The organism is Streptomyces resistomycificus, assembly GCF_001514265.1.
GTDB classification, from domain to species: Bacteria; Actinomycetota; Actinomycetes; order Streptomycetales; family Streptomycetaceae; genus Streptomyces; species Streptomyces resistomycificus.
This window is the reverse complement of sequence record NZ_KQ948988.1, coordinates 635,969-656,125: the sequence shown is the minus strand read 5'-3', so window position 1 is coordinate 656,125 and position 20,157 is coordinate 635,969. Positions and strand designations below refer to the sequence as shown.

20 protein-coding genes and 1 pseudogene are annotated in these 20,157 nt (G+C 73.8%); 8 read left to right on the top strand and 13 right to left on the bottom strand.

Going from position 1 to position 20,157, the window contains the following annotated elements; all coding sequences use genetic code 11:
- Nucleotides 1-55: 55 nt before the first annotated feature.
- On the bottom strand, nucleotides 56-1,162 hold the full coding sequence (locus AQJ84_RS02795; RefSeq protein WP_051870125.1) for an ADP-ribosylglycohydrolase family protein: 1,107 nt from the start codon (nucleotides 1,160-1,162) through the stop codon (nucleotides 56-58).
- Between the two features lie 73 nt (nucleotides 1,163-1,235).
- Here AQJ84_RS02795 and AQJ84_RS02790 point away from each other — a divergent pair, with 73 nt between their 5' ends.
- Entirely contained in the window at nucleotides 1,236-2,069 is an 834-nt protein-coding gene (locus AQJ84_RS02790) for a helix-turn-helix domain-containing protein (RefSeq protein WP_030042898.1), read from the top strand.
- On the opposite strand, the gene AQJ84_RS02785 is transcribed toward AQJ84_RS02790, so the two are convergent.
- Nucleotides 2,051-2,476 carry a hypothetical protein gene (locus AQJ84_RS02785; protein ID WP_030042899.1) on the bottom strand — a complete coding sequence of 142 codons (426 nt, stop codon included), beginning with the start codon at nucleotides 2,474-2,476 and terminating at the stop codon, nucleotides 2,051-2,053. The genes AQJ84_RS02790 and AQJ84_RS02785 overlap by 19 nt on opposite strands.
- Before the next feature lie 248 nt (nucleotides 2,477-2,724).
- Here AQJ84_RS02785 and AQJ84_RS02780 point away from each other — a divergent pair, with 248 nt between their 5' ends.
- The 3 genes from AQJ84_RS02780 to narJ all read left to right on the top strand — a co-directional run bounded on the left by AQJ84_RS02780 (nucleotide 2,725) and on the right by narJ (nucleotide 5,282).
- Complete coding sequence (locus AQJ84_RS02780; RefSeq protein ID WP_030042900.1) at nucleotides 2,725-3,588, top strand: helix-turn-helix domain-containing protein; 864 nt, start codon at nucleotides 2,725-2,727, stop codon at nucleotides 3,586-3,588.
- Nucleotides 3,589-3,722: 134 nt separating this feature from the next.
- The gene (locus AQJ84_RS02775; protein WP_030042901.1) at nucleotides 3,723-4,538 is read left to right on the top strand and encodes an SAM-dependent methyltransferase; all 816 of its coding nucleotides are present in this window, start codon (nucleotides 3,723-3,725) and stop codon (nucleotides 4,536-4,538) included.
- A 261-nt stretch (nucleotides 4,539-4,799) separates the two neighbouring features.
- The gene (gene narJ / locus AQJ84_RS02770; protein ID WP_030042902.1) at nucleotides 4,800-5,282 is read left to right on the top strand and encodes a nitrate reductase molybdenum cofactor assembly chaperone; all 483 of its coding nucleotides are present in this window, start codon (nucleotides 4,800-4,802) and stop codon (nucleotides 5,280-5,282) included.
- 27 nt (nucleotides 5,283-5,309) lie between these two features.
- Here the strand turns inward: narJ and dnaK are convergent, their stop codons facing one another.
- The 6 genes from dnaK to AQJ84_RS02740 form a co-directional block, all read right to left on the bottom strand.
- The gene (gene dnaK / locus AQJ84_RS02765) at nucleotides 5,310-7,175 is read right to left on the bottom strand and encodes a molecular chaperone DnaK (RefSeq protein ID WP_030042903.1); all 1,866 of its coding nucleotides are present in this window, start codon (nucleotides 7,173-7,175) and stop codon (nucleotides 5,310-5,312) included.
- A gap of 95 nt (nucleotides 7,176-7,270) precedes the next feature.
- Nucleotides 7,271-8,029 (bottom strand): glycerophosphodiester phosphodiesterase family protein, encoded by a 759-nt coding sequence (locus tag AQJ84_RS02760; RefSeq protein ID WP_030042904.1) that lies wholly within the window; start codon nucleotides 8,027-8,029, stop codon nucleotides 7,271-7,273.
- Between the two features lie 7 nt (nucleotides 8,030-8,036).
- Nucleotides 8,037-9,428 (bottom strand): hypothetical protein, encoded by a 1,392-nt coding sequence (locus tag AQJ84_RS02755; protein ID WP_030042905.1) that lies wholly within the window; start codon nucleotides 9,426-9,428, stop codon nucleotides 8,037-8,039.
- Nucleotides 9,429-9,543: 115 nt separating this feature from the next.
- A complete protein-coding gene (locus AQJ84_RS02750; RefSeq protein WP_030042906.1) occupies nucleotides 9,544-9,972 on the bottom strand; it encodes an OsmC family protein in 429 nt (142 codons plus the stop codon).
- A 346-nt stretch (nucleotides 9,973-10,318) separates the two neighbouring features.
- Nucleotides 10,319-12,412, bottom strand: a complete 2,094-nt coding sequence (locus AQJ84_RS02745) for a phage holin family protein (RefSeq protein WP_107082613.1) — start codon at nucleotides 12,410-12,412, stop codon at nucleotides 10,319-10,321.
- Between the two features lie 124 nt (nucleotides 12,413-12,536).
- Nucleotides 12,537-12,965: a hypothetical protein gene (locus AQJ84_RS02740; RefSeq protein WP_051870126.1), complete on the bottom strand. Its 429-nt coding sequence runs from the start codon at nucleotides 12,963-12,965 to the stop codon at nucleotides 12,537-12,539.
- A gap of 83 nt (nucleotides 12,966-13,048) precedes the next feature.
- Between AQJ84_RS02740 and AQJ84_RS02735 the strand changes: the two genes are divergently transcribed.
- Together AQJ84_RS02735 and AQJ84_RS02730 are read left to right on the top strand one after the other, a co-directional pair.
- Complete coding sequence (locus AQJ84_RS02735; RefSeq protein WP_030042909.1) at nucleotides 13,049-13,822, top strand: MBL fold metallo-hydrolase; 774 nt, start codon at nucleotides 13,049-13,051, stop codon at nucleotides 13,820-13,822.
- On the top strand, nucleotides 13,819-14,445 hold the full coding sequence (locus tag AQJ84_RS02730) for a DedA family protein (RefSeq protein WP_030042910.1): 627 nt from the start codon (nucleotides 13,819-13,821) through the stop codon (nucleotides 14,443-14,445). The genes AQJ84_RS02735 and AQJ84_RS02730 overlap by 4 nt, the downstream gene beginning before the upstream one ends.
- Before the next feature lie 174 nt (nucleotides 14,446-14,619).
- Here the strand turns inward: AQJ84_RS02730 and AQJ84_RS02725 are convergent, their stop codons facing one another.
- The 4 genes from AQJ84_RS02725 to AQJ84_RS02710 form a co-directional block, all read right to left on the bottom strand.
- Nucleotides 14,620-15,663 carry an MBL fold metallo-hydrolase gene (locus AQJ84_RS02725; RefSeq protein WP_030042911.1) on the bottom strand — a complete coding sequence of 348 codons (1,044 nt, stop codon included), beginning with the start codon at nucleotides 15,661-15,663 and terminating at the stop codon, nucleotides 14,620-14,622.
- Nucleotides 15,660-16,907, bottom strand: a complete 1,248-nt coding sequence (locus AQJ84_RS02720; RefSeq protein WP_053190265.1) for an aminotransferase class I/II-fold pyridoxal phosphate-dependent enzyme — start codon at nucleotides 16,905-16,907, stop codon at nucleotides 15,660-15,662. The genes AQJ84_RS02725 and AQJ84_RS02720 overlap by 4 nt, the downstream gene beginning before the upstream one ends.
- Before the next feature lie 170 nt (nucleotides 16,908-17,077).
- Complete coding sequence (locus AQJ84_RS02715) at nucleotides 17,078-17,779, bottom strand: hypothetical protein (RefSeq protein WP_030042914.1); 702 nt, start codon at nucleotides 17,777-17,779, stop codon at nucleotides 17,078-17,080.
- 543 nt (nucleotides 17,780-18,322) lie between these two features.
- The gene (locus tag AQJ84_RS02710; RefSeq protein WP_030040736.1) at nucleotides 18,323-19,120 is read right to left on the bottom strand and encodes an RNA polymerase sigma factor SigF; all 798 of its coding nucleotides are present in this window, start codon (nucleotides 19,118-19,120) and stop codon (nucleotides 18,323-18,325) included.
- A gap of 186 nt (nucleotides 19,121-19,306) precedes the next feature.
- Between AQJ84_RS02710 and AQJ84_RS43840 the strand changes: the two are divergent.
- Nucleotides 19,307-19,496, top strand: a pseudogene (locus AQJ84_RS43840) (thiamine pyrophosphate-requiring protein); the annotation flags it as partial.
- Here AQJ84_RS43840 and AQJ84_RS02705 read toward each other — a convergent pair.
- Nucleotides 19,450-19,635 carry a hypothetical protein gene (locus tag AQJ84_RS02705; RefSeq protein ID WP_030040737.1) on the bottom strand — a complete coding sequence of 62 codons (186 nt, stop codon included), beginning with the start codon at nucleotides 19,633-19,635 and terminating at the stop codon, nucleotides 19,450-19,452. The pseudogene AQJ84_RS43840 and the gene AQJ84_RS02705 sit on opposite strands and share 47 nt — an antisense overlap.
- Before the next feature lie 128 nt (nucleotides 19,636-19,763).
- On the opposite strand from AQJ84_RS02705, the gene AQJ84_RS02700 reads away from it, so the two are divergent.
- On the top strand, nucleotides 19,764-20,147 hold the full coding sequence (locus tag AQJ84_RS02700) for a DUF2795 domain-containing protein (protein WP_030040738.1): 384 nt from the start codon (nucleotides 19,764-19,766) through the stop codon (nucleotides 20,145-20,147).
- The last annotated feature ends 10 nt before the right edge of the window (nucleotides 20,148-20,157 follow it).

Sequence of the window (20,157 nt, the reverse complement as noted above, 5' to 3'; positions counted from 1 at the left end):
CCTCAGGCTGCCACAGCACGGTCGCCGCGGCCCTGGTCAGAAGGGTTCCCGGTGGTCACCGGGCGACACTCCCCCGGAGGGGGCGCCCCCACGCGGCGAGGTCGTCGGCGAGCGCGGCGATCCTCGCCCGGCCCTCGACCCGCTCCACCCAGGCGTGCGGCAGTCCGACGTCGCCGTACCGGGCGCCGAGCAGGTTGCCGCAGATGGAGCCGGTGGAGTCGCTGTCGCCCGAGTGGTTGACGGACAGCAGCAGTGCCTCCTCGATCCGGGGCTCGGCGAGGGCGCAGTAGACGCCGATGGCGAGCGCCTGCTCGGCGACCCAGCCCTCGCCCAGGGACTCGACCCTCTCCGCCGTGCCAGGCCCCTGCGCGGCCAGGTCGAGGGCCTCGCGCAGGGCGGTGGAGGTCTCCTCGTGGCCGCGGAACCGCTCCAGCTCGCGCAGGGCGCGCAGCACGGAGCCCTCCAGGGACTCCCCCTGGACGAGGTGCGCGACGATCGCGGCCAGCGCGCCGGCCGCGTAGTAGCCGGTGGGGTGGCCGTGGGTGATCTGCGCGCCGCGGGCGGCCATCGCGAAGGCCGCGTCGGCGGGGTTGACGAGACCGAACGGGGCCGAGCGCATCACGGTGCCGCAGCCCTTGGAGTCGGGGTTGACCTGTCCCGGTGTGCCGTCGAGCTCCAGCCACGGGTCGGGGGCGTACATCTGGGCGACCCCGGACAGACAGGCGTTGCCGGGGGCACGGCGGGAGTACAGCCAGGCCTCGGTGATCAGTCCGCCCGCGGGGGCGCCGTCCTGCGGGGGCGCGGCCTGCTCGGGACCCGGCTTCGTCTGGGTCTCCAGCCACCGCTCGTACGCCTGGAGCAGCAGCTGGGGCCACGCGCCGCCGATGCCCTTGGCCCGTTCCCGGGCGTGCGCCTGGTTCAGTGCCTCCACGGTGAACAGGGTCATCTGGGTGTCGTCGCTGATCCGGCCGACCACGCCGTGCGCGCCGGGCACGTAACCGGTCACGCCGCGTTCGCCGTGCGAGGCGCGGATCCGGTCCAGGGAGGCGAACTCGATCGGGTAGCCCAGGGCGTCGCCGACCGCGCCGCCCAGGAGGCACCCACGCACTCGGGCGCGGTACACCGCGGCGGTCTCCAGGGTCGGCTCCGGCAGCCAGGTCATGCGCCCACTCCTCCACTCGGTACGGCTGGTCCGCGGTGCCCGCGGCCACCCGTTCCTCGACTACGGTCGTCCTATGACCATTCTCGCGTCCGGTTCCGCCGCGTCCTTGGGCACCCCCGGCGACCAGGGTGTGGGCCCGCTGCTGCGGGCCTGGAGGGAGCAGCGGCGGGTCACCCAACTGGAGCTGGCGCTGCGGGCCGACTCCTCGGCCCGGCACATCAGCTTCGTCGAGACGGGCCGCGCCCGGCCGAGCGAGGAGATGGTGCTGCGGCTGGCCGAACACCTCGACGTCCCCGTCCGGGAGCGCAACGCGCTGCTGCTGGCGGCCGGTTACGCCCCGCGCTATCCCGAGACCCCGCTCGACGACCCGGCGCTGGGCGCCCTGCGCGAGGGCATGGAGCGGCTGATCCAGGGTTACGAGCCCTACCCGGCCCTCGTGGTCGACGCGATGTACGACGTGGTCGCGGCCAACCGGGGCGTCCTGCTGCTGCTCGACGGTGTCCCCGAGTCGCTGCTCGCGCCGCCGCTCAACGCGATGCGGCTGACCCTGCACCCGGACGGGCTGGCCCCGCGCATCCGCAACCTCCGTGAGTGGCGCGGGCATCTGCTGGCCCAGATGGAACGGCAGATCGCCCTGCGCCGCTCGAAGCCGCTGCGGGCGCTGTACGAGGAGGTCGCGGCCTACCCGGTGCCCGAGGAGTCGCCGGCCGGCCGGGAACCGGCCGAGCCCGTCCCCTACTTCGCACTGCCGATGCGGATCGAGCACGAGGGCCGGACCCTGTCGTTCATCTCGTCCATCTCCACCTTCAACACCCCCATGGACGTGACCGTCGCCGAGCTGGCCATCGAGACGCTGCTCCCGGCCGACCCGGCGACGGTCAAGTACCTTCACTCACTGATGTCCTGACGACTCCTCAGGGACGCGTACTGGAGCAGGGCGAACCCCGCGACGGTGAGCGCCTGGAGGACGGTCCACACCGCGCCGGCCGTGGTCGGCTCGAGCCACAGCCCCAGGGCCACGCAACTCACCGCCGCCCAGGCGAGGTTGGCCTCGATCACGGCCCGGACCGGCAGAACGGCCGGGCGGGCGCGGGCGGCGAGGAGACCGACGGCGGCCGCGTACACCGCGAGGAAGACGCCGAGACCGAGCAGCAGCCCCGAGTCGACTCCGAGGAAGCGCCCCAGCGGACCGGACGCGGCGAGGTAGGCGAGGCCGTTCACCCCGGTCACCACCGCGTCCAGGGCGAGGAAGCGGCGCAGCACGGCGTGCGGGTCGGAGGTGCGGGCGAGCGAGGCGAGCTGGGTCGCGGACATGACGAATCACCCTCCGTCGAGGTCGGGGCTGTGGGATGCCGGGTCCCGGGCCGGAGTGCGCCGGCCCGGAACCCGACGACACCACGATCCCGCCGGGCCGCGCCCCGGTCGATTACCCGCGAGGTAATGCCCGTTCCGTGGCCCCGTGAGCGGTGGAGGCGCCGATTTCGGGCCGCCTGGGGCTGGTGAGACCGACAGCGGAACATGGCACACTGCACGCAAGCTTCGACGCGTAGGGGAGGCGTGGCGTGAGTGAGCGGCGTCCTGCGCCCACCGTCGGTCAGGTGGTCCTCGGCAGACGCCTGCAGGAACTGCGGGAAGCGGCCGGCCTCAAGCGCGAGGAGGCCGCGCAGGTGCTGCGGGTGGCCCCGGCGACCGTGCGGCGGATGGAAATGGCCGAGGTCGCGCTGAAGATACCGTATGTCCAGGTGCTGTTGGAGACCTACGGTGTCGGCGAGGAGGAGACGTCCGCCTTCGTCGACCTGGCCGAGGAGGCGAACCGGCCGGGCTGGTGGCAGCGGTTCCACGACGTGCTGCCGGAGTGGTTCAGCCTGTATGTGAGCCTGGAGGGCGCCGCCCGGATCATCCGCTCCTACGAACCGCACTTCGTGCCGGGCCTGTTGCAGACCGAGGCGTACGCGCGGGCCGTCATGGAGGCCGGGACGATCGGACAGACAGGGCCGGGCGCGATCGAGCGGCACGTGTCCCTGCGCATGGAACGGCAGCGGCTGCTGGAGCGCGCGGAAGCGCCCCACCTGTGGGTGATCATGGACGAGACGGTGCTGCGCCGGCCCGTCAGCATGTGCGGCGAGGTCATGCGCGACCAGTTGGACCGGCTCCTGGAGTTCGCCGAGCAAGACCGCGTCACGCTGCAGGTCGCCGAGTTCGCGCAGGGCCCGCACCCGGGGACGTACGCGCCGTTCTCGCTGTTCCGCTTCGCCGAGCCCGAACTGCCCGACCTGGTCTTCACCGAGTACCTCACCGGCGCCCTCTATCTCGACTCCCGCAAGGAGGTCGCGACGCACCTGGAGGTCCTGGACCACATGTCGGCACGGGCCGCGTCCGCGGAGCGCACGAAGGAGCTCCTGCGCGAACGCCGGGCGGACTTCTGAGCGAGGCGGGGCACGACACACCAGCGCGGGGCACACCACACCAGCGCAGGGCACTCCGGCACGGAGAGACGGCACCACGGCACGGACGTACGGCACTTCCGCACTCTGGACCCGAACCGAGGAGAAGACACCGCATGACCGGATCCGAGGCCGCACCCCCCGCCGTCGACACCAGCAGGCCGCATCCGGCCCGGGTGTACGACTGGTGGCTGGGCGGCAAGGACAACTACCCGGTGGACGAGGCGCTGGCCCGCAGGATCCTCGCGGTGGACGCCACCGTGTTACGCGGGGCGCGCGCCAACCGGCGCTTCATGCACCGGGCGGTGCGTACCGTCGCCGAGGCCGGGACACGACAGTTCCTGGACGTCGGCACCGGCATACCCACCGAGCCCAACCTCCACCAGGTCGCGCAGGGCGTCGCCCCGGACGCGAAGGTCGTCTACGCGGACAACGACCCGATCGTGCTGCGGCACGCCCAGGCACTGCTGCACGGCTCGGCCGAGGGCAGCACCGACTACGTGCACGCCGACGTCCGCGACGTCGACACCCTGCTGGGCCGGGCGGCCGAGTGCCTGGACCTCACGCGGCCGGTCGCCCTGTCGCTGGTGGCCCTGACCCACTACCTGGACGACGATCCCGACGGCGACGACGTGCACGGCCTGCTGAAGCGGTACGTCGACGCGCTCGCCCCGGGCAGCCACCTGATCCTGTCCCAGGTCACCCCGGACCTCAGCCCGCAGGACGTGGCGAAGGCGACCGAGCACTTCCATCGCAGCGGCGTGCCCTTCCACCCTCGCCCGCTGGCCGACTTCCGGCGCTTCTTCGACGGGCTGGAGCTGCTCGGGCCCGGTGTGATGCCGGCCTCCGGCTGGCGCCCGGAACCGGAGGACGTGGCGGCCCAGGCGGAGGGCATCGTGCCCGTGTACGCGGGGGTCGCCCGCAAGCCCTGACCCGGACGGGTGCCGTCAGCAGGTGCGCTCCCCCGCCGGGCCCTAGGTTCGAAACAGCCACGGGCACGTCGGGGGACGCGCGCGGTCCACAGGAGTCGGTTCTGCCCCGCTGGGCGGCCTCGACCACGGGGACGGGCCGGGGACGGGCGGCGACGGGCCGTCCGGCCGGGACTCGGGGCGCGGACAGCTGCCGCCGGTGTCGGTGGAGAACCTCCACGGACCGCTCCGGTGGCGGACAGCCGACGAACCGGAGGAGGCCTGATGCCCTCGGACGCGGTGCTGTACCAGGCGGCGGCGCTCTGCCTGACGTATCCCGACGACGCCCTCCGCGCCCGTCTGCCGCTCCTGCGGGAAGCGGCCCCGCAGCTGCGGGAGTTCACCGACCACGCGGCGGTGACTCCCCCGCGGGAACTGGCCGCGCACTACGTCCGGGTCTTCGACTTCGAGAACGGGCACAGCCTGTACCTGAGCCGGTGGCAGGACGAGGACGCCCGGTGGCGCGGCAGGTCCCTGGCGCGCCTGAAGGACGTCTACCGTGCGCACGGCCTGGAGGTCACCGACGCGGAGCTGCCCGACTTCCTGCCCGCGGTGCTGGAGTTCTCGGCCCGCACCGGCGACCTCGGCCCGCTCACCGAGCACCGCGACGGCCTGGAGGAGCTCCGCTCCCGGCTCACCGCGTGCGGGACGCCGTACGCGGCCGTCCTGGACGCCGTCTGCGCCACCCTGCCGACCGCACCGGCCTGAGCGCGTCCGCCGGGACGCGGCCCGCGCCTACGCCCCACCGCCCTTGGTGTCCCGGTCCTCGTCGACGATCTCGGCGTCGACCACGCCTTCTTCCTCGGGTGTGCTCTGTTCGCGGGCCGTTCCCTGTTCGCCGGTCGAACCGCCGGCGGCGGCGTACATGGCCTGGCCCATCTTCTGGCTGACGGAGGCGAGTTTCTCGACGCCGGCGCGCAGTTCGTCGGTTGGGGCCTCGCGTTCCAGGAGCTGCTTCAGTCCGGTGACCGCGGACTCGACCTCCGATGTGGTGTCGGCCGGGATCTTGTCGCCGTTCTCGCGGAGGAACTTCTCGGTCTGGTAGACGAGTTGCTCGGCCTGGTTGCGGGTCTCGGCGGCCTCGCGACGCTCGCGGTCCTCCTCGGCGTACTGCTCGGCGTCGCGCATCATGCGGTCGATGTCGTCCTTGGGGAGGGCCGAGCCGCCGGTCACCGTCATCTTCTGTTCGCGGCCCGTGGCCAGGTCCTTCGCGAAGACGTGCATGATGCCGTTCGCGTCGATGTCGAAGGCGACCTCGATCTGCGGGACCCCGCGCGGCGCGGGCGGCAGGCCGGTGAGGTCGAAGACACCGAGCTTCTTGTTGTAGGCGGCGATCTCACGTTCGCCCTGGTAGACCTGGATGCCGACCGAGGGCTGGTTGTCGGTGGCGGTGGTGAAGATCTCCGAACGGCGGGTGGGGATCGTGGTGTTGCGTTCGATGAGCTTGGTCATGATGCCGCCCTTGGTCTCGATGCCCAGGGACAGCGGGGTGACGTCGAGCAGGAGGACGTCCTTGACGTCACCGCGCAGGACGCCCGCCTGAAGGGCCGCGCCCAGGGCCACGACCTCGTCGGGGTTGACGCCCTTGTGCGGGTCCTTCCCGGTGAGCTCCTTGACCAGGTCGGTCACCGCGGGCATGCGCGTGGAGCCGCCGACGAGGATGACGTGGTCGATCGCGGCCAGCTTGATGCCGGCGTCCTTGACCGCCTGGTGGAAGGGGGTCTTGCAGCGGTCGAGGAGGTCGGCGGTGAGCTCCTGGAACTGGGCGCGGGTCAGCTTCTCGTCGAGGTGCAGGGGGCCTTCGGCGGACGCCGTGACGTAGGGGAGGTTGATCGTCGTCTCGGAGGAGCTGGACAGTTCGATCTTGGCCTTCTCGGCTCCCTCACGCAGGCGCTGCACCGCCATCTTGTCGTTGCCGAGGTCGACGCCGTACTGCCCCTTGAAGCGCTTGACGAGGTACTCGACCACCCGCTGGTCCCAGTCGTCGCCGCCGAGGTGGGTGTCGCCGTTGGTGGCCTTGACCTCGATGACGCCGTCGCCGATCTCCAGGAGGGAGACGTCGAAGGTGCCGCCGCCGAGGTCGAAGACGAGGACGGTCTGCTCCTCGCCCCGGTCGAGGCCGTAGGCGAGGGCGGCGGCGGTGGGCTCGTTGATGATCCTCAGGACCTTCAGGCCCGCGATCTCCCCGGCCTCCTTGGTGGCCTGCCGCTGCGCGTCGTCGAAGTACGCGGGAACGGTGATCACCGCGTCGGTGACGTCCTCACCGAGGTAGGACTCGGCGTCCCGCTTCAGTTTCTGCAGCACGCGCGAGGACAGTTCCTGCGCCCGGTAGCGGGTGCCGTCCACGGCGCCCTCGGCCGGGAAGCGCCAGCTCGTGTCGCCCATGTGGCGCTTCACCGAGCGGGCGGTGCGCTCGACGTTGGTCACCGCCTGCCGTTTGGCGACCTCGCCGACGAGCACCTCGCCGTTCTTGGCGAAGGCCACGACGGACGGGGTGGTCCTGGCCCCCTCCGCGTTCGCGACGACCGTGGACTCGCCGCCCTCCAGGACGGCCACCACCGAGTTCGTCGTCCCCAGATCGATTCCGACCGCACGTCCCATCGCTGTCCCCTTCCGCCAGGGAGCCTCCCGCACTCCAGCACAAAACTTGAGTGCGTATCTGTCAATGGGTGGGTCAGGTCAGTGGGCGGCTCCGCTCACCGGGACGGGTACCCCAGTCGGCGCTCGTCCTGCCTCCCGCCCCGCAGGGCCACCGCCCGCCGGGGGCGGTCGGTGACCAGGACGTCCACCCGCGGGTCGGCGAGGAAGGCCCGCATCGGCGCGTCCTCGTTGACCGTCCACACCATGGTGAACAGGCCGTGCCGGGCCGCCTCGCGCAGCACGTTCGCGCGGGCCAGCCCCTGGTGCACGGCCACCCCGTCCGCACCGCAGGCGCGCACCCGGCGCATCGGCAGCAGCTCGCTCAGCCGGGTCCCCGCCAGCCGGACCGGGCCGACCTCCCGCCGGTCCCGGCCCAGCGACAGCGCCGTACGCACCGCGGGGAACGCCGACCCGATGGCGGCGACCGACGGGTCCTCCAAGGTGGTGGCGACGAAGCCGTCCACGCCGAGCAGGGCGATCGCCCGGTCGATCAGCTCACGCTCGTGGCCCGTCTCCTTCAGGTCGAGATGGCCCACCAGCTTCCCGGCGATCAGGGCCATCACCTCGTCGACGACCGGCACCGCGTACCCGGCGCGGTCGCTCAGCTCGGCGTGGGTGATCCGCGAGACGAGCGGGCCGGTGCGGGCCACCCTGGCGTCGTGGTAGACGACGAAGACGCCGTCGGCCGTGCGCCGGATGTCGAACTCGGCGTACTCGGCTCCGGACTCGACGGCGTCCTCGTACGCCGCCCAGGTGGCGGCGCCGGCGCGTTCGGATCCTCCCCGGTGGGCCGACACGGCGGGTCGTCGCGGCATGGTCGGCTCAGCTCCCGGAGGCGGGTCGGGGCGGGGGCACGGGAGCGGTCCGACCGCCGTCGGGCGGCGACAGGAAGGTGCCGGAGCGTCGGCTGACCCGCCTGAGCCGGAGGTATCCGATCACGACGAGGACGACGAAGGGAAGCCAGGCCAGCGTGTACGCCGCACCGTAGTGGCGCAGGTCGAGGATGGAGTGGCCGGCGTCGACGTCGGTGCCGTTGACCCCGAAGAACGTCAGCAGCAGGGTCGGCGGCAGGGCGATCAGGGTGGCCGCGGCGACCAGCCCGGAGACGGTGCGGGCGCGGCGGTCGTCGCGTTCGGCGAGTTCCGCGTCCAGGGCGGCGGAGCGGGCGCTGATCACGGAGGTGAGGCGCTCGACCATGCGGGCCGAGTTGTCGAGACTGTCGCGGATGCCGAGGGCGTCCCGCAGCGAGCTCTGGAAGCCCTCCATGAGCATCTCGGGGATCAGCAGGCTGTCGACGTAGGCCTCCACCCCGAAGGCCAGGTCCAGTTGGAGTTCGTTGACGCCCGCGGAGAGCCGGGAGATCAGGGAGCGGACCTCGTACGGCGAGTCGGTCGTGACGCGTTCGTTGGCCCGCATCGTCTCGAAGGCGGTGAGGCGGGTGCGCTGCAGGGCGGCGAGCGCGGAGATCATGCCGAGGGCGACCAGGGTGAGGCTGTTCTCCACGTGGGGCGCCCAGCCGGCCTGCACGGAGACGCCACGGCCGTGCGCGGAGAGGGTGAGGCCGTGGTCGCGCAGGTTGGGCGGCGTGGTGGCGTCGAGGTCCCGGTCGTGGTGCGCGGGCAGCCTGCCGCGGTAGACGAGCGCGTTCAGCAGGGCGGGCCGCCCGGTCGGGCCGTCGATCCCGGCCGCGAGCAGCTCGCGCAGTAACCGCCCGCCGGGGAAGACGAGTTGGTGCACGTTCTGGCCGAGGGCGAGCGGGGCGGGCAGGGCGAGCCGCTCGTTCAGCACGTCGAGCAGCGGCCGGTCGCCGAGGCGGATCCGCTCGCGTTCGAAGCAGGTGTCCGCGAGCCACGCGGCGAGGGCGGCGGGCTCGGTGTCGCCCGCGAAGGCGCAGTCCAGGAGCAGGGTGGTGTCGCCGCGCGGGGTGGCGACGACGGTGATCTCGACCGAGGCCAGGGTGAGTCCGTGGCTGCCGTGCGGCAGGTGCAGGTCCTCCGGCGCGGCGCGTTCGGTCAGGACCGGTACCGGGAGCACCTGCTCGCTGGAGCGCAGGTGCGGTTCGAAGCGGCCGAAGTCGTAGCGGTCGACCAGGGCGCCCAGTGGGGAGCGGTCCGGACGCATCCGACCGGACAGGCTGAACAGCAGTACCGCGCGGGTGAGTTCACGCGTGGCGGAGTCGAGTACCGCCGATCCGCCGGATGTTGTCGGCACCATCGCATCCCTTTCGACACCGTCATCCTGATACCCCACCCCCCGGTCACGAACCGACCGTCGCGCGGGCCGCCCCGGGTGGGGCCGCCCGCGCGACGGTCTCGGTGCGCCGGTCCGGTCAGGCGAGCTTCGCGGACAGGGTGATCGGTACGGCCTTCAGGGCCTGGCTGACGGGGCAGTTCACCTTGGCCTGCTCGGCGGCGGCGACGAAGCCGTCCTCGTCCAGGCCGGGCACCGTGCCCTCGACGGTGAGGTGGATGCCCGTGATGCCCTCGCCCGGCTGGAAGGTGACGTCGGCGGAGGTGACGAGCTTGGTGGGCGGGGTGCCGGCCCCCGCGAGGGCGTGCGAGAACGCCATGGAGAAGCAGCTGGAGTGGGCGGCGGCGATCAGCTCCTCGGGGCTGGTCTTGCCGTTCGCCTCCTGGGTGCGGGCAGCCCACGTCACCGGCTGCTCGTCGATGGCGCCGGAGGAGTCGAAGGTGACGACTCCGTTGCCCTCGAGCAGGTTGCCTTCCCAGACGGTGTGTGCGGAGCGCGTGGTGGCCACGGTCATTCCTTTCGTGTGGTTCCCGGTTCCGGGGTACGGGCCCCATCCGATCACACTCCGGCTCAGCCCACCCACAAGACCGGTCCACGGGCGCCGCAGGGCGGCCTCGTCCCCGCGGCTTCAGGCATGCGGCTCGGTGACCGGCGGGCAGCCGGCGCGGTGCGGGGCCGCGTCACGGCACACGATCCGCAGGTCGAGGCCGCGGCTGTAGCACCCGTCGAGGTCTACGCCCGCACGGCGCGGGCCGAGCGGACCGACCGAAATCTCCCCGCGGCCCCTGCCGCGCAGCGCGGGAGATGGGCTGCGCCGGACGACCGCCGCGCCCGCACGCCGCCGAGGTGCGGGTTCAGGCGGCGCGCCGGTCCTGGGGGTCGGACAGCGGCACCTGGGGGCCGTGCGTCTCCCGCAGCCAGCGGCGCAGCACCCGGTGGACGTGCTCGGCGCCGGCGAGTTCGGCGCCCGCCTCGACGGGTGCGGACAGGGCGAGCGGCGACAGCAGGAAGGGCTTGGCCTGGGCGCCGCCGAGGCCGCCGTGCGAGCCGATCTGCTCCTCGAAGGCGAGAACCTCGCCCTCGGCGGGGTCGTACCAGGAGTTGACCATGATGTCGGCGGTGTGCGGGAAGGAGTGCGTGCGCCGTACGACGTCGGCGGCGCCCGGGCCGAAGTCGGCGAGGGGGCCGGGGTTGTCGTCGAGTTCGTCGAGCGGGATCTCGGCGCCGAACGGGCCGAGGACGACTCCGCCGTGCTCCTCGCTGCGCACCAGCAGGAAGCCGACGCCGGGGTGGTTGGCGAGCGTCGTCAGCAGGGCCGGGTGGCGGGCGTCGATCTCCTCCTTGCTCATGCGGTGCCCCACGTCCGGGAAGGAGACCAGGCCGAGGTTGCCGGAGGCCAGCACGATCGGTTCCGAGGGGTGGTCGGCGGGCCGGTACTCCTCGCGGCCCTCCTCGACGGGCCTGCGCAGCGCGGCGCGTACGGCGGCGCGGGCCTCGGCGCCGCTGTGGGTGCGCCGCGCCTTGCGGGGCACGGGCAGTCCGCAGCCGGCCCGGACCAGGTCGCCCAGGGTGAGTCCGTAGCGGGTGCGGAAGGTCTCGCCGGGGCTCTGGCCGTGGTCGGACAGGACGACGATGCGGTACGGACGCGGGGCGTGCTCGGCGACGTTCTCGATCAGGGCGAGACAGCGGTCGAGGCGTTCGAGGACCTTGGCGGCGTCGCGGCTCCGCGGCCCGGAGTGGTGGGCCACCTCGTCGTAGGCGACGAGGTCGGCGTAGACGGCGGTGCGGCCGGCCAGCATGTCGCCGGTCACCGCGGCCACGACGACGTCCCGTTCGACGACGGTCGCGAAGGCGCGGACGAGCGGGTAGAGGCCGCCCCGGCCCACCCGCGGGCGCACCTTGTGCACGCGGGCCCGGGTGGACTGGCCGATCTCGCGGCCGACCTCGGCGACGAAGGACATCGCGGTGCGCACCGCGTTGGCCGGGTCGGAGAAGTAGGCGAAGTAGCCGGCCCGGGAGCGGTTCTCGCGGCTGCGGCGGCGGGTGGCGATGGACAGCACCAGGGCCTGTTCGTCGGCGCCGCCGGAGAAGAGGTTGCCGCGGCTGGCGCCGTCGAAGGTGAGCAGTCCGCCGTCGCCGGTGGCCTCGACGGCGCGTCGCTGGAGGTCGGCGGCGCTGGTGGGGCGGTTGCAGACCATCACCTCGCCGCGGTCCTTCTCGTACCAGCGGAAGGCGGGCACGTCGTGGTTGTGGCCGTGCAGGATGCCCAGCTGGCTGGCGCCGGTCTGGCTGGACCAGTCGGTACGCCAGGGGGTGAGCCGGTGGCTGGGCCTGCGCCCGGGGGCGGCCTCGGCGCCGAGCCAGCGGGCCACGGTGGGCATCAGGCCCCGGCCGACGGCGTCCAGCAGGACGTCGTGGCCGACGCCGTCGAGCTGCATGAAGACGGTGCCGTGGCCGGCCGGTCCGGCCGGCGAGGCTCTGCGGCGGCGGTCGGCGAGGCGGTACAGGCGGCGCCGGTAGGCGTCGTCGTCACGGACGGCCAGCGCGGCACCGGTGGCCGAGGCGACGGCGGACATCACGGCGGCGACCACCACCGCGGTCTCCGGGGCGGCGTCGCCCTGCTCGGTGGGGTTGAGACGCAGCGCCAGCAGCAGGAGCGCGCCGTTGAGGAAGAAGACCAGCAGTCCGAGGACGAGGGCCGGAACGAGCAGCAGCAGCCGTACCAGCAGGGGCCACACGAGCGCCGACAGCAGACCGAAGGCGCCGGCACCGAAGGCGGCGGTGACGGCGATGTCCGTGGCGCTGTCGCCGTCGGCGGACTGGAGCCGGAAGTCCGGCAGGATGCCCGCCAGCACGAGCATCGTGAGGGTGGAGACGGCCCACACCGCGACGCTCCGCCCGACCTGACTGGCCACCCGCCGCCAACGCCCTGCACGCACGCCCAGCACACCTCACGTCCCGGCCCGGCCCGTCATCGGCGCGGGCCCGGGGCCAGCCTGTCATACAAGCCGGTTCGGGCCTGGTGGAAGCGCCTGTTCGTCAGCCCGTCACCGACGTTCCCGAACAGCTCACCTAACGCCCGTCGTACCCGGCCGTCGGCATCGACAGCCTGCGGTGCACCCGGGCCTTCATCTGGGCGTCGTACGACGGCTCCGCGCGGCCCACCGTCTCGACCCGTACCCCGCGTCGTACGCACTCGGCGGTGAACTCCTCGACCGACGACAGGGCGCTCCGCAGAACGCGCAGGCTCGGCGCGACGAACAGATCGCGGCCGGGCCGCACGCCCTCCCACAGGACGCCGTGGTCGGGACGCAGTCCGCGCACGAGAAGTTCCCGGGTGACGACGTAGCCCCGCTCGGCGGCCCAGCGGGAACACATCGCGTGCTGGCTGCGGGAGTCGACCAGGAAGGGGTCGTCGTCGAGCTCCTCCAGGGGCGTCAGACTGGCGATCGCCGTCACGCGCAACGACGGACGCACGGGCGCACCGCGAACATCTCCCATGGAGTCCCCCTCACCTCCGCGTTTCGCCGCCGACCCTACTCCTGCCCGTAGGCTTCGGGGAGTCGCGCGAAGGAGGCAAAGAGGTGCCGGTGGAGATCACCTGGTGGGGTCACGCCACGTGCACGGTCACGGACTCGGACGTACGTGTGCTCACCGACCCCTTGTTCGCCCGCCGCCTCGCGCATCTGCGGCGCCGCCGCGGGGCGTTGCCGCCGCCCGCGGCCTGGCGTGCGGACGTGGTGCTGGTCTCCCATCTGCACGCGGACCATCTGCACGTCCCCTCGCTGGCGCGGCTCGCACCGGGCACGCGCCTGCTCGTGCCCCGGGGCGCACCACACGCGGTACCGGCGCTGCGCCGGCTCGCGCATCTGCGGATATCCGAGGTGGCGCCCGGGGACGAGACCACGGTCGGCGACATCACGGTGCGGGTGGTGCCCGCCCGGCACGACGGTCGGCGACTGCCGGTCGGACCGCACCGCTGCCCCGCCCTCGGTTATGTCGTCGAAGGTGAGGCCCGCACGTACTTCGCCGGGGACACCGGCCTGTTCGACGAGATGGCGAAGGAGGTCGGGCCGGTCGACGCGGCGCTGCTGCCGGTGGGCGGCTGGGGGCCCTACCTCGGGGAGGGCCATCTGGACGCGGGGCGGGCCGCGGAGGCGCTGACCCGGCTGGCGCCGCGCAGCGCCGTGCCGGTGCACTACGGCACGTACTGGCCGATCGGGATGGACGCGGTGCGCCCGCACGAGTTCCACGCGCCGGGCGAGGAGTTCGTGCGCCTCGCCGCCGAGCGCGCGCCGCGGGTGGCGGTGCACCGGCTCGGGCACGGGGAGAGTGTGCGGCTGGAGGTCGCCCGGTGAACTGGCTCGCCGTCGCCACGACGGGCGTGACACCGGGGCCCGCCCAGCAGGCGATCGGGTATCCGACGCTGTTCGTGCTGGTACTGCTCGGGGCGCTGGTGCCGGTGGTGCCGACGGGCGCCCTGGTGAGTTCGGCGGCGGTGGTGGCCTTTCACCAGACGGCGCCGTTCTCGCTGGCGCTGGTGTTCGTGACGGCGTCGGCGGCCGCGTTCCTCGGCGACATGGCCCTGTACTGGCTGGGCCGGCGCGGCATGAAGTCGAAGAACGGCTCGCGCTGGCTGGAGGCGATCCGCTCGCGCGCGCCCGAGGAGCGGCTCGCCCAGGCGCAGGAGAAGCTGACCGACCACGGGGTGGCGGTCCTGGTGCTGTCCCGGCTGGTACCGGCCGGCCGCCTCCCGATCATGCTGGCCTGTCTGATGGCCAAGTGGCCGATGCGCCGCTTCGCCCGCGGCAACCTCCCGGCCTGCCTGGCCTGGGCGGTGACGTACCAGCTGATCGGGATACTGGGCGGTTCGCTGTTCAGCGAGCCCTGGGAGGGCGTGCTTGCGGCGGTCGCGCTGACCGTGCTGATCAGCGTGGTGCCGAGCCTGTGGAAGCGGATCCGCCGCCCCGCGAAGGCCTAGGGGGTGGTCCGCGAAGTCCCGCCTGCCCCGCGACGCCCGGCACGCGCTCTCGCCTCTGCGGACACCTCTGGCGGGGCCCGCCGCGGCCCGGCCGGCGGGTGCGGGTAGGCCGGGGCCAGCCGCGGCCCGGCCGGCGGGTGCGGGTACGGAGAGCCGGCCGGGGACCGCTGGGGCCTAGCCGAGGGTGCGGGAGCCTCCCACCGGGAGGTCCCACAGGTCCTCTCGGGGCAGTCCCGCCTTCTGCCACGCCGCGCGGACGCGGGTGAGCGGCTCCAGCACTGGTTCCGCCGACAGCACGAAGGTGGCCCAGTGCATGGGGGCCATACGGCGTGCCCCGAGGTCCTGTGCCGCGCGGACCGCCTCCTCGGGATCGCAGTGGACGTCGCTGAGCCACCAGCGGGGGTCGTAGGCGCCGATGGGGAGGAGGGCGAGGTCGATGCCCGGGTAGCGCTGTCCGATGCGGGCGAACCAGTGGCCGTAGCCCGTGTCGCCGGCGAAGTACACCCGCAGGCCGTCGGAGTCGGTGAGTACCCAGCCGCCCCACAGGGAACGGCACGTGTCGGTGAGGGAGCGCTTGGACCAGTGGTGGGCGGGGACGAAGTCGAAGCGGACACCGCCCAGTTCGGCCGCCTCCCACCAGTCCAGCTCGGTGACGCCGGTGAACCGGCGCCGGCGGAACCAGTTGCCGAGTCCGGCCGGCACGAACACCGGGGTGTCGCGGGGCAGTCGGCGCAGGGTGGGCGCGTCCAGGTGGTCGTAGTGGTTGTGGCTGATGACGACGGCGTCGACGCGCGGCAGGGCGCTCCAGGGGATGCCGACGGGGGTGATACGGGCCGGGGTGCCGAGGATGCGGCGGGACCAGACCGGGTCGGTGAGGACGGTCAGCCCACCGATCTGAACGACCCAACTGGCGTGCCCCGCCCAGGAGACGGCGATCGTCCGCGCGTCCACGCGGGGCAGCGGGCCGGGGGCGAAGGGCAGGCGCGGGATGTCGGCGAGGCCCTCCGGGCCGGGGCGGATGGAGCCTTCGCGGGCGAAGCGGGCCATGGACTTCAGGTCGGGCAGTGGGGCGGTCAGCCGGTCGTGGAAGGACCGCGGCCACACGCGGCGTTCACCGAGCGGTCTGGGGGCCGTGGAGGGAGCGAGGGGGGACCGGGCCGGCGGAGCATCGGTGTCGTGGGCAGGTGTGCTCGTGGTCGACTCGGACTGCTGCGTCATCGAGGAGGCTCCCGTCGCTGAGCGTCGTCATGGAGATCATCGAGTACCGATTCCAGAAGGATCAACGCGCTTCGCACGTGTGGCAGTTCCAACGGCGAGGGTGAACGCAGGCATTCCGCGCGTTCCTCGTCCGTGCCGCCCAGCAGCGAGCCGGTGGACAGACGCACGCGCAGCGCCCCGAGGTCGTCGCCGAAACGGTGGCCCCCCGGTGCGGGCATGCCGAGCCGGGCGGTGAGGAAGTCCTCCAGTTCCTGGGCGTCGCCGACCCCGTGCGCGGTGAGCGCGGACCGCAGGGGGCCGAGGTCGGCGTAGAGATGACGGCCGGCCTGCGGGGGACGCGCCAGGCCGCCGGCCGCGACGACTGCCTCGTGCGCGGCGGCGGCCACGCGCGCGTGCAGGCGTACGGCGGCGGTGACGCGGGCGGTCAGCGGCTCGGGTTCGGTCAGGGCGTACGCGGCCGTCGCGGCGACCGGGGCGGCGACCCGGGCGCCGAGCGCGGTGAGCACGTCGAGCACGCGGGCGCGCAGGACCTCGCCGGTCTCGCCCTCGGCGAAGCGGGCGACGGCGGCCGGCCAGCCGGCCGGCAGCAGCGCACCGGCCAGGTCGGAGACGACGGTGACCTTGCCGGGCAGCATCTCGGCCGGGCTGAGCAGAACGGTCCCGTGCGGGTCGTGCACGGTGTCGCGCCAGGTCTCGTCGCTCACCAGGTGCAGCCCCTCGCCCACTGCCGCCTCGAGTGCCTCGTGCAGCAGTTCGGGGGGCGCCACGGTGGCGGTGGGGTCGTCGGCCACGGACAGCACCAGCAGCCGCGGGTCGCCGCCCTCGTCGCGTACCCGGCGGACGGTCTCCAGGAGGGCGTACGGATCCGGCACGCCGCCGCTCTCCACCGACGTCGCCACATGAAACGCGGGTCTGCCCAGCAGACGCGCGTACGGCGCCCACCAGGCGGCGCAGGGGCGGGGCACGAGGACGTCTCCGCCGACCGCTGCGGTGAGCGCGAGCAGCAGGGGCGGCGAGCCGGGGGCGGCGGCCACGCGGTCGGGCTCGGTGGGCAGGCCGCGCCGGGCCCAGTAGCCGCAGGCGGCTTCCAGCAGGGTGCGGCCGCCGCCGGCCGGTTCGCCGCCGCCGCGGCCGGCCGCGGCGGCGAGTACGGCGGACAGCTCGGGCAGCACGGGCAGCCCGTCCTCGGGAAGCGGCGGCCCGAAACGGACGGGGCCATGGCCTTCCGGGTCCGTCCGCGGCATACGTACCTCCGGGGTGGGGGGCTTCGGGCTTTCCTGTTCTGCCGTCGGTCGCCGCCGGCGTGTTCGGGGCGGGTGGTGCGGGTCGTGCCCTCGGGCTGTGAGTACCCAGCGGGGCGCTGTGGCATGGGTGCCGGTCCGGGTCGAGCGGATCACACGGCGCGGCGGCCCGGTCAGACGTCGGCGGTGGGCTTCCCGCGGCGCAGTCGGTAGACGGCGCCGGCGCACGCGCCCGCGATCAGCACACCGCCGGCGACCAGCGCGGGCACGGAGTCGGTGAAGGACCCGCCCTCGCCGGCCTGCACCCCGCGCGGGACCACCGCCCCGCCGCAGGAGTCGGCGTGCGGTTCGGCGCAGGGTCGGGTGCTGGGGCAGGTGCCGGCGTGCGACTCGGTACAGGGGTGGGCGGAGGCGCAGGACTCCGTGTGCGACTCGGCGCACGGCTGGGTGCCGGCCCGGGCGACGGTGAACGTGGCGCTCCACTGCTTGCCCTGTCCGCCGGGGGCCGCCGGGCAGGTGCCGTCGACGGTCCACGCGGAGTCGCTGCCGACCCCTTCCACCTCACCCTCCAGGGTGTCGGCGGGCCCGATGCGGGCGGTGCCGCTGTAGGCGGGGCCGACGATCTCGTCCTCGTTGCCGGAGACCAGCCGCAGTCGTACGGTGCCCGCCTCGAAGGCCTCCGAGGCGGCGTCCATCGTGGCCGGCGCGGCGCCTCCGGTCGGGTCGCACGAGACGGACACGGTCACGCTGCCGCCCGGCACGGCGCTGCTCGGGCTGACCTCGGCGGCCGGCTCCGCCAGAGCGGCCGGCCCGGCGATGCCCAGGGCGGCACCGGCCAGTACGGCGACGGACAGGGCGCGGGCGCTGCGGCGCATGGGGAGAACTCCTTCGGCCGACGGCTGCGGAGGCACGACCGCCGTGCCCCCGCCCCCATCACAGCCCGCCCACCACCCCACCGCGCGCGGCCGACCACCATTCGCGGGACGGGGAGGGCCGAGCGGGTGACCGCCGGGCGCGCGGTCACGGGGCGTGCCCGGGCGCGCGGTCACGGGGCGCGGCCGGGCGCGGGGGCGCGGGGCGCGACGGGCGTTGGGCGCGACGGGCGCGGGGCGCGACGGGCGCGGGGCGCGACGGGCGCGGGGCGCGACGGGCGCGGGAGCGCGGGGCGCGGCGGGCGGTCGCGGGGCGCGGCGGGCGGTCGCGGGGCGCGGCCGGCACGGGCACCTGCGGGCCTGACCGAGGGCCTGCGGGCCTGGCCGGGGGCGCGCGCCGGTGGGCGTGTGTGCCGGCACGCCACCCGTGCGCCTCATCAGCGCACACCCCCGTGGGGCGAGGCGGCGGCCCGCACGCGTGAGGCCGGGCCGGGGCCGGGGCCTAGCTCAGGCTTGGCAGGCCCGACGCCGCCCCGCATGCTCCCGTCAGGCGGCCGCGTCCCGCATGACCTGTTCCCTCAGTCGGCAGCAGCAGCGGTTGATCAGGCGGGAGACGTGCATCTGTGAGATGCCCAGCTGCTCGGCGATCCGGCTCTGCGTCATGTCCCCGAAGAACCGCATGTACAGGATCGCCCGCTCACGCTCGGGGAGGGCGGCGAGCCGGTACCTGACCGACTCGCGGTCCACCACCGTGTCCAGCGCGGGATCCGGCGAGCCCAGCGCGTCGCTGAGCGAGTAGCCGTCCTCGCTGCCGGGCAGTTCCGCGTCGAGGGACAGCGCGGTGAAGCTCTCGAGGGCCTGCAGGCCCACCCGGACGTCCTCCTCGCTCATGTTCGCCTGCTCGGCGATCTCCGCGACGGTGGGCCGGCGCCCCGAGATGGTCTGGGACAGGTCCTGCGTGGCGAAGCGGACGCGGTTGCGCAGCTCCTGGACGCGGCGCGGCACGTGCAGGGTCCACATGTGGTCGCGGAAGTGCCGCTTGATCTCGCCGCTGATCGTGGGGACGGCGTAGCTCTCGAAGGCGTTGCCGCGTTCGGGGTCGTAGCGGTCGACGGCCTTGACCAGGCCGAGGGCCGCGACCTGGCGCAGGTCGTCGTAGCTCTCGCCACGGTTGCGGAAACGCCCCGCGAGCCGGTCGGCCATGGGCAGCCAGGCTTCGACGATCTCCGCACGGAGCGTGTCACGCCGGTGTCCCGGAGGAAGCCCGGCGAGCTCGCGGAACGCCGGCGCGGTGTCGGGGGCGTCGTTGTGCGGATGGTGCTTCGCGCTCGCTTTGGTCGGCATGGTGCGTCGCAACTCCCTGGGAGGTGCTCTGGGATGGACGGTCACCGTGAGGGGGGCGTCTGCGAGGTTCGGACAGGCGCGGCCGTGGCGGCGTCTCGCCGCTCCCACGGACGTGCCTCCGGTCCGAAGCACTGACAGTCCGCCTGCCCCCGACCTCCGGGCACAAACATGCCTGGGTCGAGGGGGGATGGCCCGGCCGTGATCGAGTTCCTGACCGGCCCGGCCCTGCCGCCGGTCCCCCCGCTCGCCACCCGGGGCCCAGACGGAGGCCACGGCCGCGTCGGTCCTCAAGGGCGACGCGGACCGCGGCTCCATGGTCAGGCAGGGGTTCAGGGCGAAGGTGCGGGAGTTCCTGCCGGGGCGGGCGAAGAAGTGACCGCGGCGACCGGGGGTGGGGCGACGGCCGGTTCGTGCCGGTCGGCGTCCTCCTTCGGCAGCAGCAGCTCCTCGTAGCGGCCCATGGCCAGCACCACGCCGAGCATGAGGAACGGGATGATCACAGCGAGCACCGCCATGGCCTGTCCTTCTGCAGGAATGTGCGCGGGGGGCTCGCTCCGGGTCTCCCGTCATCGGGGGTGCAAACCCGGTGTCGGCGTCCGGTGCTCGGGTACGCGGTGGCCACCCGAGGGATCTGGAGGGAGACATGCAGCGAGGCAGCGACCGGCTGAGCCGCCACCGTGACGACGAGATGAAGCACGAACTTCAGGGGCTGCTGAAGTCCGGCCACCCCACGCGCAGCGAGGAGTGGCACGACCCGGAGCCGACCGCCGACGACGATCCGGAGATCTGGGGCGGTCCCGTGACGCCCGGCCGGGCCGGGACGTCGATGGAGGCCGTGCGTCTGGAGGCGGCGCGGATCCTGGGCCGTGGCTCGTTCCCGGCGACGTCCGTGGAACTGGCCCGAGGCCTGCGCCGCAAGCACGCCCCCGACGCCCTCACCGAGGCCGTGGAGCGGCTGCCGCGCAAGGAGACCTACGCCACCGCGCAGGAACTGGCGCAGGCGCTGACCCGGAGGGAGGCCTCGTAGTGTCCACCGA

Bases quoted from the DNA above. Each gene is read 5' to 3' on its own strand.
- AQJ84_RS02720 (WP_053190265.1), bottom strand. From the start codon at position 16,907: ATGCCGCGGACGGACCCGGAAGGCCATGGCCCCGTCCGTTTCGGGCCG.
- AQJ84_RS02775 (WP_030042901.1), top strand. From the start codon at position 3,723: ATGACCGGATCCGAGGCCGCACCCCCCGCCGTCGACACCAGCAGGCCG.
- AQJ84_RS02760 (WP_030042904.1), bottom strand. From the start codon at position 8,029: ATGCCGCGACGACCCGCCGTGTCGGCCCACCGGGGAGGATCCGAACGC.
- AQJ84_RS02705 (WP_030040737.1), bottom strand. From the start codon at position 19,635: ATGGCGGTGCTCGCTGTGATCATCCCGTTCCTCATGCTCGGCGTGGTG.
- AQJ84_RS02715 (WP_030042914.1), bottom strand. From the start codon at position 17,779: ATGCGCCGCAGCGCCCGCGCCCTGTCCGTCGCCGTACTGGCCGGTGCC.
- AQJ84_RS02785 (WP_030042899.1), bottom strand. From the start codon at position 2,476: ATGTCCGCGACCCAGCTCGCCTCGCTCGCCCGCACCTCCGACCCGCAC.
- narJ (WP_030042902.1), top strand. From the start codon at position 4,800: ATGCCCTCGGACGCGGTGCTGTACCAGGCGGCGGCGCTCTGCCTGACG.
- AQJ84_RS02700 (WP_030040738.1), top strand. From the start codon at position 19,764: ATGCAGCGAGGCAGCGACCGGCTGAGCCGCCACCGTGACGACGAGATG.
- AQJ84_RS02710 (WP_030040736.1), bottom strand. From the start codon at position 19,120: ATGCCGACCAAAGCGAGCGCGAAGCACCATCCGCACAACGACGCCCCC.
- AQJ84_RS02795 (WP_051870125.1), bottom strand. From the start codon at position 1,162: ATGACCTGGCTGCCGGAGCCGACCCTGGAGACCGCCGCGGTGTACCGC.
- AQJ84_RS02755 (WP_030042905.1), bottom strand. From the start codon at position 9,428: ATGGTGCCGACAACATCCGGCGGATCGGCGGTACTCGACTCCGCCACG.
- dnaK (WP_030042903.1), bottom strand. From the start codon at position 7,175: ATGGGACGTGCGGTCGGAATCGATCTGGGGACGACGAACTCGGTGGTG.
- AQJ84_RS02740 (WP_051870126.1), bottom strand. From the start codon at position 12,965: ATGGGAGATGTTCGCGGTGCGCCCGTGCGTCCGTCGTTGCGCGTGACG.
- AQJ84_RS02790 (WP_030042898.1), top strand. From the start codon at position 1,236: ATGACCATTCTCGCGTCCGGTTCCGCCGCGTCCTTGGGCACCCCCGGC.
- AQJ84_RS02725 (WP_030042911.1), bottom strand. From the start codon at position 15,663: ATGACGCAGCAGTCCGAGTCGACCACGAGCACACCTGCCCACGACACC.